Below are 10,653 nucleotides of genomic sequence, written 5' to 3'. Positions count from 1 at the left end.
TTTAAAGTTACTAATTTTCAGGGACTTTTGCAAGAAATAACTAATTAAAAATCAATAATATAACCGACAAAATTCAATTTTTGTCATCTACTAAAAGATAATTTTAAAACATCTTCTTCTCCCAATATAATAATATTTTCATATTTTATTGTGGTAGATGCATTTTGCTCATCTTCATTATTATCATTTATTTCAACATCATACCCTGATGAACACGAAACAAACATTCTCCATAATATGAAAAAGTATGCTACTTTATCCATAACCAAGTTATTATTATTTTACAACAAGAGACTTAAATATCTTTTTTTATGCAAGCAATCGCAAAAGATAATATCATTATTATGTTCTCCTTTCTGAATGATAATTTCAGGCACACGACTATGACCCACAATCTGGGTATAACCATATAGAGGTTCTGTTAATTCTCTTCTATCAGCCCAAAATATTCCACCTATTGATTCTAAATCACCACCTCTATATTTCCCGGCTTGACAAAGGATGTGCATTTGCTCATCTGTTGATTTGTTCAACTGCTCAGCAATGTTTATCTTGGGATTTCCTTTAAAAAATGACAAGAACCATTCGTTAGATATCCCTGCATGGGTGAATATTACATTATTATATTGGAATGCATATTGAAACAAATCAACATGTTTATTGAAAATATCACAAACAAAAGGAGCGATATCTTTATTGTATCTACTACACGGTTTAACATGAGAAGAAAAATAATGGAGATCATGATTCCCTAATATTAATGTCACATCATTTGGATTATCTATCTTTAGCTTTATAATCTGAATAAAGTTTTCGATCAAATCATTATTTTCAATATTCGAATATGGATCTAAATAATCACCTAAAAAAACTATATGATTATAGTCACTGTTAGAGATTATTTCTTTCCAATATCTGGAACCGTGTACATCACCGATTACAATATATTTTTTCATAATTACAATGTACCGTTTAACTGTAGAATAGATTTAATAATCAAGTCAATAGCAGCATCTACATCTCGTAAATCACACATTTCGATTGGAGTATGCATATAACGGTTGGGGATAGCTAATAATGCTGTTTTAACACCTTCTCCAATAAGTTGAATTTTACAAGTATCAGTACCTCCTGTAGGACTCAAAGATGTGTATGATTGATAATATATTCTATTTTCGATAGAGGTTTCTTTTAGCAATTCTGTTAAATCTTTATCATTATCACAACTATGGCATATAACAACCCCATCTCCCAAATGCATATGTCCATATTTCGTTTCAGGCAATCCTGGTATATCTGTTGAGAAACCAACATCAAGACAAAATGCAATATTAGGCTTTATTCGTTGAGCCATAACAACACACCCTCTGCCTCCAACTTCTTCTTGGGCTGAAGCACAACCATAAATACCAACTTTTAATTGATCCTTGAATGTGGATAATTGTTTCACAACTTGACTAATAATAAATACTCCTATTTTATCGTCAAGCCCTTTTGACACAATCCGTGTATTATTAATAATCCGTGTGTTATTCTTATATACGATTAAATCACCAACTGACACAAACCGACCAACCTCTTCTTTTGAGATAAGGCCTGTATCAATCCACATATCTTCCACCTCAGGATATTTTTCATCAGCCCTTGAAAGATGTATTGGCTTTTTACCTATAACACCATCAATATTTGTATGTTTACCAATGATTGTAACTTCTTGACCTAATAAAGTCATATGATCTATCCATCCGTTTTTCCTAAAGTAGATAAATCCATTCTCTGCAATATGTACAACTTGCATTCCTACCTCATCATAGTGTGCATCAAGCATAATTTTAAATTCTGATGCAGGATTTATCACGCAACATGAATTATGCATATTATCAATAATTGTATTACCATATGGCTCCATATATTTTGAATACAATTTTGCGATTTCTTTTTCACCTCCTGATGTAGAAGGGGTGTTAAGGAGTTGCTTCAGAAACTCCAATGATTCTGATGTGATATATTTATATTCCATCTGTATAGCGTACAGGTTTATTATGAGGTGCTTCTGTGTTGATAACAGTAACTATATTGCTATAGTCATCATTATAATATAACACCCCCTTTTGCTTTAATACTTTAAGTTTTTGTTTTGTTAATTCATTTTCTTCAATTGGAAGTTCTTTTATTGAAATAACATTACGATTAGCAGAACATAATATTCGCCAATCAGTCTCATCTAATACAAAAGACTCTATAATCTCATCATTGCAATATTCTTTATACAAAAAATCACCCTTTAAAGAAGAAATTTCATACCTATGAACATTATTAAAATACTCCCATTCTTTGTTTTCAATATCATCCCATAAATGATGGTAATTAGGTTTCACAAAGAACTGTAAGGTATGCTTATTCTCATCTTTAATATAGGACTTGGGTAAATATTTAAATGATTTATAGACCTCCCATTCACCAAGCTCACGTCTATCCTTCAACAAATTATAATACTTAGATGACTCTTTTATCCATAATGTCGTATAGATGTGCATAAATCTGTTCTTATCTAACATGAAACGTAGGAAATGTAAATTTTTCAAGGATTCTTGTAAATTATCCTCATTCTCCTCCAATAAATTCATTATTAAATTAGCCCCTCTGATTTTTATTCCATATATCAAAGCCCATTTTATGAAAAGGAAGTTGGTTGAGAAACTATTGCATTTATTGATAGCTTTCAATAAATTATCAGATAGAGATTCATATCCTATTTGAACATCCTTAAAGCCAGCTTCAACCATTTTCAATACAATATCTGCATTTATATATCGAGTAACAATTTCTGCCCTTGATATATAGAATTGTGGATAGTCTTTTTTTATGGCGATCAATTCATTAAGTAACTCATCATAAGAAATCAAGTCTTTTCCTATAGTATCATTATCCAAGAATGAGATTTGGTATATCCCATATTTTTCAATCTGTTGTCTTATTTCCTTGGCTATATTAATAGGCGATTTGCGCCTATATCTAACACCTTCATTGTGAAAACAAAATTTACATCTTGACCAATGACAGCCACGACTACCTTCTATTGGAAGCCTAATCTGTTTATCTTCAATAGTTTTTTGTTGAAAGTAATCTGAATAATCCGGTAGTGGAGTTTCATTAAGATTTAAATAATCTCGGTTGATCTTTGAAGTAACCAAAACATTTGACTCTCTCCAAGCAAAATTACCTATAAGATTTTTATCCAAATTACCATTAAGAGACTTTATATATGCAAGTATTGTCATTTCACCTTCCCCCCAAAGAGCATGGTCAAAAACAGGAAAATTGTCCAAAGATGAAATTGCTTCTGCTTTTGTATCTATTCCTCCAAGACAACAAATTGTATTAGGGTATAATTGTTTGAGTTCTCGGGCTATAATATCTGAACAGTATATCTGAAATAACTTTTGATAAAAACCAGTAAACAAACAGTTCTCATAATGATAATTTACGATAGTATTCTTTACTATCGTTCTGAGCAACGTTATATTTTCGGCAATGTGAGCAACAAACTTTTCTCTATCTATATCAACATTGTTTGTCTTTTTCCATTGCTCGTATAACAGAGTAATTGATTCTTCATCATTAGATTCTACCGCCAAATACGCATAAATAGGAGAAAGATAATAGACTAAATGGTCTGTATATTCTTCTTTGTCATTGCCCCAATAATGAGTAATTACGGGCTTTAAATGAAAATTCCAATAAACGACTTTTACCTCATAACCATATTTTGTCAATTGACTTTTTAAAATTGACATAGCAGGGGATGGGAAAGATGGAATAGCAGGAAGTCCCCAATTTAATATTACGTATCGAGATTCAGTGTTCATAAGCTGTTTCACTAACAAAATAAAGACGCAAGATTCCTTTGGTTAAGATTTGCCTTAACCGCTTCATCTTGTAATGTTTTAACTATCCTCAAGTATTGAATATACTTGCAGTCACTTTTCAGATTGCATTTTGAGCAATTGAAACAATTAGACAAGTTGAAGAAGTTGCCCCAACGTTCAGATAAAAGACATTGTTTAACTGCCATAATAAACTCTTCCTCATAAACACATGATAATAAATCATCAACATTCTTATGTTCATTTGAAAGAGTCATATAATCACGGAAACACTGATAAAATCTTTTGAGATTAATATTTGTAGTTCGTTCCAATGCCTTATTTAGAGACCTTATAGCCAAATCTTCTTTTCCATTGCGATAATATAGAACACCACATAAGAAGTGATTATTGCCACTCATCCAGACATCTTTCGTATTTGCAAATTGCAACGCAATCTGATTGTCTGGATTTGAATAGAGTGAATCCAATAATGATATAATACTCTCTTTATCTGAATGTTCCAACGAGTGTGAGCAGATAAAGTTTTGTCGGTATTTATCATATGTATTTTGGTAATGATGTAATGAAATTACATTATGTAATTCACTCATACCTGGAACATATATTGAGTATGTTGGAAATCCTAAGAACGAATTATCTCTTATGTAAATATTATAGCCAAGATTCTTAATAAGACTTGTCATTAAAAACAAATCCGTTTTATCAGAATTTCCCCAACTTTCGTCAAATCCACAGAAGGAGTAGGAAGGTATTTTATAAAATAAGGATATTGGATAATGACCTGTTGATACAACAAATGTTTCATTGATTTCCTTTTCTTTAATTTTAATATCTGACAGTAATAGAGTCTGATAACTCAAGTCAAAATCTTTAAAGAGTATTGCAGTTCTGCCTTGGAACAATTCCGTCATACATCTTTCTAATGCCGTAATAGGCGAAGGATCAACACCTAAATGAAATTGATATTTTGTATTCTCCTTGTTTCTTATAGTCACGCCTATAGCTGGGATTCCAATACCACATGAACATTCCATAATGTCAATGGTATAACCTTCGGATTCCTCTAAAACTTTTATACGTTTCAATATTTCAGTACCTTCAAAGCAAGAATGTGGTATCTTGGGGAATGTAATATTCTCAAAATAGATTTTTCTAATTACAAAACGTTCCAATACCTCACTGATACCTTGTACCAATGCCTCTTCTGGCGTGTTTCCTGCACACATCCCACTTGTGCTGATAATATTGAATATTATATCAATCGGAAGATTTACAAGAGTCTTGTTAAATACATCATAGTAGGGAACGTAATAGTGTTTCTTATCCCTAGACAATCTATATAATTCTTCATTATCATATGATTGCACATAGTTATCTATTGCTTCTTTTAGGACTGTATTATCCTCTAAGCATACCTCATCATGCGCATATCTGAAAGGTAACACAACATTTTGTTGGGTTATTGAATTACAAAAATTGGGATATACATTTGCTTGCTCATTAACAAAGTACCTCGTACCAAAATCTATAAAATTAAACAAAGCTCCATTTTGAATACGTTCCATCAACTCTCCATGAGCACTTGCACGAGAATAACTTTCACTCATTCCTTTGCCATTGGTTCCAATATTCAAGGCTGAAATCCATTCGTTATTCATTATTAAGCGACAGGAATAGAATAGTGCATTACTATCTATAAATATTCGCTCAATTAAATCCAATTGCAGTTTATCCTTGATTATTGATTTTATCTTATGGATAGTTTGTTCTGGGGGACAACTTTTATATTCCTTCTTACGAATCATAAGCAAACGGTTTTAAATATATTCTTTATTCCAATAATACTATGATATATTTCTTTTTCACTTTTAATCTTTAACCAAGGGTACTTTCCGTAATCAGAAAACATTTCAGAAAACATTTGAGCTGCACATAATAGTGTCACTTTGTTAAAGACACACATATTTGAATCAAAACAACCCATATCACCTCTGTTTGAATAATTTACGCCATAACATGGCGAACACCAATTTATTATCGAACACCCTTCACACTTTGGAGAAACATTTAGATTACAGTTTTTTTTGAGGGTTGAAAAAATCTTTTCCATCTCAGATTCATCGTATCCTTTTTTTAGGTCAGTTATAAAAGTTTGACAAGGATATCTATTGCCATAAACATCAAATGCAATAGTATTGAATCCTGCACCACATGAATTGAAATGTTTACTTACATATTCTGGTGAGAATTTATGCAAAGGCAAATCCAATAGTTGTCCAGGTTTAACTTTTGGATGCTCAATATAGAATCGTGATAGTTTTTTGAGTTCTTCTACATAAATTGGTAAGTGAATATCCAAATCCCAATCTACCTCCCTCGCCAATGTCGGGTTAGGATAAAATCCTATATTATGAAGATAAACAAAGCTATTGAACATATCACCGATTGTATTGGGTGATACAGTCATCTTTATACCTTGATTTGGCCAATTATCACTAAAGAATTTTCTATCAATCTTGTCAAAGGAGTTTCCTCTATTTCTATCATGAATATCTTTGTTACCATCCAAACTCAGTATAGGAATAAATTCATTCTTGTGGTCTAATAACCATTCTTTTATCTCGTTTGAAAGAACAGTTCCATTGGTTGTTGTCGTAAATGTTATATTTAAGTCTGAGAATCTCAATTTAATCCATTCTACCAACGACTTAATTTTTTCAAAAGCTAAAAAAGGCTCTCCGCCATGAAAATTTATAACAAATCGTTTGAAACCTGTTGAATTATCCCTTATTTCATATTCAAGTTGCGTCATCAATCTGTCAAGATACATTGATGGGGCATTCTTATTTGTCTCATAGCAATACTTGCATTTCAGATTACAAGCATTAGTGGCCATAAGAATTATTTCCTTTGTATCATCGGCTGTAATATCTACATATTCCATCTTATAAAAGCTCTAAAATTATTCTTGATGATTGTATCATATGTTTCTTTTTTTTATCAGGAAAGTAATTTAACGCAACATAATCATTTTCTGATGTCAACATTCGCAAATAAAAGTAAGCGTTAGCCTTAAACAAAAGTTTCCTTATTTGACAGTTAATCAAAGCCATCTCTAAATTATCTTTTAGAGATGCATTAGATGCAGGACAGGCATTACAAATTCTATCGAAAGGGCAACCGATACAATCATCCAGAAGGAATCTTGCATTAGTTAGTGTCAAGTATTTTTGTGGAATTTTCCAGGTACCATTATTCTCAAACGGCGTGCATCTATGACAAGCATACTCTTTTCCATCAGCTGATATTGAAACTTCATAAAAGCACTCTGTCCCACATCTTTTTATGGATTTGTTAGTAGTCAACTGATATATCGGTAATGATAGTAGTGAAAATGGTTGTATATGAGGATTATCAAGATAATATTCAATCATTGAGAATAATTGGGTAGCCAATATATCAATAGATTGTTTACTCCATTGTTCTCCATCTGCGATAAATCCTTTTATTAGGAAATTGTGCTTATGCAGTTCTTTCAAGTTGCAGGACATATCCTGTATCGTATTTGAAGTAAATACAGAATTGATAATAGGTTTTCTCAAACTTTTAAAAAAGTCGATATCTATTAAGCGAAAAGAATTACATCTGTTTAAATTATGAGATTCTTCGACTCCATCTAAACTGAGAGTTATTTGGAGACAGTTTTCATTTTCTTTAATCCATCTTTGAATTTCTCCATGAACTAAAGTACCATTAGTTACAATAGTAAAAGACACTTCTTTTTGTGGATAACATTGTTTTACATATGATACAATCTCCTTGATTGTTTTAAATGCCACAAAAGGTTCGCCTCCCATAAAAGTAATGGAAGGTTTTGGAACCATAGATACATGAAGATATTTATCTATATATTCCTTTGCACACGCAATGGACATTGTATGAGAGAATTGTTTATTGCTTTGGCAATATGAGCAATTAAGATTGCATCTTTCCGTAACAACTAAACACAATTCCTCTGTTTTTTCATTTATCATAATTTAAATTTTAGCACTATAAAAAGCAAGAACGTGTTCCCTAAAGATACACGCCCTTACTTTTGAATAGAACGGTAAATCAATCACCACCAAATCCTGTAGTACATGAACCGCCTTTGCAAGACATGCAATCGTTCCAATTAGCTTCTGAACTTGCAACTTTAGCTTCCGCTGGCAAATTCGCCAATGCCAAATCCAATTTTTCTAATGATTCAGAAGAAAGATTGAACAAATTTTTAAGTTCCATAATTCTATTGGTTTTATGTTTTTGCCCTTTCTTAAAAGGCCTAAATTAAAGAGCATATAAACACTTAGACCCACTCACATTGTGTCAATCTCTTAATAAGAGACAAATCGCACGATGCAAAAATACACAAAATATCGCAATTAAAGGCTAATTTATCAAGAAAAAAGTCTCGCTCAAAAGAAAATAATATTGGATTGTTTAGCTAATACAAATTGAACTTATCATTATACTACTGAAATACAAGCAATGATACTTTAAGATTTGTCTCTTATTAAGAGTTAGAGCATTTCGCTAAACATCTTATAGCGAATTTAAAATCAAACTATTAGCCTTATCCACCACTGCTGTATCAAGCGAAGCCAAATAGATTTGTGTCGTTATTTCTGAATCGTGTCCCATTCCTTCACTGATTACCGATATTGGTACATTCTTATTTTTCGCCACGCTTGCCCAAGAGTGGCGCGCTGTGTACATCGTCAGAGGTAGTTGAATACCTACCATTTTGCCAATAGTTTTGAGTTTGCGATTGATACATCGCATTTTGATATTGTGTGCGTTCATCACCGTTCATCGGTCTAATAATTGGCAATAGGTAGCCTGATAACGGATTATCGTACTTATCCACAATCTCCTGCATACACTTCTCCCATTTGATGAATAATTGTTGCCCGGTTTTGCGTCTGCGGTATGATAATATGCCATTAGATAGGTCTTTCTTCTTCAAGTATGCCATATCAATAAATGACATACCACGAGTGTAGAACGAGAAGAGAAACATATCCTTTGCGAAGTCCAATGAGGGTTGCAATGATAGATCGAGATTCTTAATCTGCTTGATTGCCTTTAATGGGATTGCTCGTTTAATGGTCTTGTCAATACCTGTATAAACGTGTTTGAAAGGGTTTCGATTGGTGGTCAAATCCTTTTCAACTGCACGATTATAGACAGCTCGGAGTATTCGCATATAGAACGAGGTGCTGTTCTTTGTCAGTCCTTTGTTACGCAAATAAGCCTCATATATCATTATTAAGTCCGAGTCAATGTCTTCCAATAGTACATCCTTATACTCTCTAAACTGCATAAAACTTTTGAGCGTGCAACGATAGGTTTCCGATGTGCGTTGCTTGCCCATCTGTTGTAATTGAGCAATAACACTCTGCATAAAGTTGAACAGAGATTGTTCGTTGGCTTGCTTCTGGAATGTAGAAATAACATCATCGGCGGTGTATTTCACTCGCTTATTCTCTAATTGGTTGATGATGCATTGCAACCTTTTAATATCCCAATTTATACACTCTTCGATGGATCGAAGATAGTTTTGTCGGCTGTCATTGGTGGCGATTATTACATTGTTATCTTCATCCCATTCGTGCATAAAGAGTTGGTAATCCGTCTTTAACTGACGGATTACACGATTCTGAATGATTTGATAATAGATTGTTCCCTCCTTGTTCGCAGTTGTCGAGGGTCGAAACTTTACCTTGATACTTGCCATAGGCTCACGGTTTTGATTTTTTGTTTGGGTTATCCTTTGGCTCTTGCTTCTCCTTGATGGACTTGGCTTTGCTTTCCTGTTCCTTTGCCGCTTGCTCTTTTAGGCGTGCTTGCTCGGTGAGGGCTACTTGTTCGCGGACAGCCTCTTCATAGGTCTCCACATCTTCACGCATCTGCTCAATCTTTTGGTTATCTCGGTTGAGTTCAAATATGTTCTCCAATGTGGCTATCTGCTCAGCCGATGCTTCACCTTTCATCTTGATGTAGCGGTATTTGAGAGAATCATCCTCTTCATCCTTGTTCCGCTGCGACTCAAAGTAATATGCGGAAGCAAAGAATGCGATGATAATAGTATTGAGTGTAATCACAAACCAATCAAGTTTGGAATTGAAGTTTAAATTGAAGTTATAGTCATTCTCTCTATGGATAACTTTGGACTCCTCAATCATCGGTATAAGTGATGTCGTCAACTTTTTAAGGTTCTCTAACTCATTTTGTATGGCTACAAAATCGGGCTTATTCTTACCCGAAGCACCCTTTACATTATCATTGACAACACCGAGGTTTTCACTCAATGTCTTTGTAAGTTCCTGGATTTTACGTTCTGTATACTTACAGTTAGCAACTGTGGCATTCTCAACAAGAACCTTAATTTCTTGAACTAATGCAGTGTTGTCCACATTAGAAGCTGTGGAATTAACTTCACTCGGTTGAAACTTTTGCAATTCAATTACTGCGGTTTCTATTCTCTCCAAGCATCCGTAGATGCCTTCCATAAACGACTCATTGTCGTTGTGGTTAAAGTTTTTATTACTCATATCAATTTGTTTTAAGTGTGAAAAATTTGTTTGTTTAGAATCTTATTCCTCGATTCTTCTTTCGCTCCTTCTTCTTTTGTTTCTGCCAAGAAGGTACTTGCTCATCCTCTGGTGGAGCATCCGATGGAGTCAATAAGCCCAATCCATTGCTCTCAACAAGGCTATCGGTA

At 33.3% G+C, this 10,653-nt stretch carries 9 protein-coding genes and 1 pseudogene; all 10 read right to left on the bottom strand.

Going from position 1 to position 10,653, the window contains the following annotated elements:
- Window positions 1-83: 83 nt before the first annotated feature.
- The 10 genes and pseudogenes from QZ323_RS07465 to QZ323_RS07420 all read right to left on the bottom strand — a co-directional run bounded on the left by QZ323_RS07465 (window position 84) and on the right by QZ323_RS07420 (window position 10,483).
- Complete coding sequence (locus QZ323_RS07465; protein WP_294633978.1) at window positions 84-263, bottom strand: hypothetical protein; 180 nt, start codon at window positions 261-263, stop codon at window positions 84-86.
- A gap of 18 nt (window positions 264-281) precedes the next feature.
- On the bottom strand, window positions 282-956 hold the full coding sequence (locus tag QZ323_RS07460) for a metallophosphoesterase (protein WP_294633977.1): 675 nt from the start codon (window positions 954-956) through the stop codon (window positions 282-284).
- A 2-nt stretch (window positions 957-958) separates the two neighbouring features.
- A complete protein-coding gene (locus QZ323_RS07455) occupies window positions 959-2,020 on the bottom strand; it encodes a M20/M25/M40 family metallo-hydrolase (RefSeq protein ID WP_294633976.1) in 1,062 nt (353 codons plus the stop codon).
- On the bottom strand, window positions 2,010-3,869 hold the full coding sequence (locus QZ323_RS07450) for a radical SAM protein (protein ID WP_294633975.1): 1,860 nt from the start codon (window positions 3,867-3,869) through the stop codon (window positions 2,010-2,012). The genes QZ323_RS07455 and QZ323_RS07450 overlap by 11 nt, the downstream gene beginning before the upstream one ends.
- An 11-nt stretch (window positions 3,870-3,880) precedes the next feature.
- Window positions 3,881-5,695, bottom strand: a complete 1,815-nt coding sequence (locus QZ323_RS07445; RefSeq protein ID WP_294633974.1) for a YcaO-like family protein — start codon at window positions 5,693-5,695, stop codon at window positions 3,881-3,883.
- Window positions 5,692-6,834, bottom strand: a complete 1,143-nt coding sequence (locus QZ323_RS07440) for a radical SAM protein (RefSeq protein WP_294633973.1) — start codon at window positions 6,832-6,834, stop codon at window positions 5,692-5,694. Before QZ323_RS07440 ends, QZ323_RS07445 begins: the two co-directional genes overlap by 4 nt.
- A gap of 1 nt (window position 6,835) precedes the next feature.
- A complete protein-coding gene (locus tag QZ323_RS07435) occupies window positions 6,836-7,924 on the bottom strand; it encodes a radical SAM protein (protein WP_294633972.1) in 1,089 nt (362 codons plus the stop codon).
- Between the two features lie 79 nt (window positions 7,925-8,003).
- Window positions 8,004-8,171, bottom strand: a complete 168-nt coding sequence (locus tag QZ323_RS07430) for a hypothetical protein (protein WP_294633971.1) — start codon at window positions 8,169-8,171, stop codon at window positions 8,004-8,006.
- Window positions 8,172-8,471: 300 nt separating this feature from the next.
- Window positions 8,472-9,666, bottom strand: a pseudogene (locus QZ323_RS07425) (site-specific integrase).
- Window positions 9,667-9,670: 4 nt separating this feature from the next.
- A complete protein-coding gene (locus QZ323_RS07420) occupies window positions 9,671-10,483 on the bottom strand; it encodes a hypothetical protein (RefSeq protein ID WP_294633970.1) in 813 nt (270 codons plus the stop codon).
- Window positions 10,484-10,653 lie beyond the last annotated feature (170 nt).

The sequence above is a fragment of the uncultured Bacteroides sp. genome (assembly GCF_910585845.1).
Lineage (GTDB): Bacteria > Bacteroidota > Bacteroidia > Bacteroidales > Bacteroidaceae > Bacteroides.
This window is presented reverse-complemented; position numbering and strand designations above follow the sequence as displayed.

Bases quoted from the DNA above. Each gene is read 5' to 3' on its own strand.
- QZ323_RS07465 (WP_294633978.1), bottom strand. From the start codon at position 263: ATGGATAAAGTAGCATACTTTTTCATATTATGGAGAATGTTTGTTTCG.
- QZ323_RS07460 (WP_294633977.1), bottom strand. From the start codon at position 956: ATGAAAAAATATATTGTAATCGGTGATGTACACGGTTCCAGATATTGG.
- QZ323_RS07455 (WP_294633976.1), bottom strand. From the start codon at position 2,020: ATGGAATATAAATATATCACATCAGAATCATTGGAGTTTCTGAAGCAA.
- QZ323_RS07450 (WP_294633975.1), bottom strand. From the start codon at position 3,869: ATGAACACTGAATCTCGATACGTAATATTAAATTGGGGACTTCCTGCT.
- QZ323_RS07445 (WP_294633974.1), bottom strand. From the start codon at position 5,695: ATGATTCGTAAGAAGGAATATAAAAGTTGTCCCCCAGAACAAACTATC.
- QZ323_RS07440 (WP_294633973.1), bottom strand. From the start codon at position 6,834: ATGGAATATGTAGATATTACAGCCGATGATACAAAGGAAATAATTCTT.
- QZ323_RS07435 (WP_294633972.1), bottom strand. From the start codon at position 7,924: ATGATAAATGAAAAAACAGAGGAATTGTGTTTAGTTGTTACGGAAAGA.
- QZ323_RS07430 (WP_294633971.1), bottom strand. From the start codon at position 8,171: ATGGAACTTAAAAATTTGTTCAATCTTTCTTCTGAATCATTAGAAAAA.
- QZ323_RS07420 (WP_294633970.1), bottom strand. From the start codon at position 10,483: ATGAGTAATAAAAACTTTAACCACAACGACAATGAGTCGTTTATGGAA.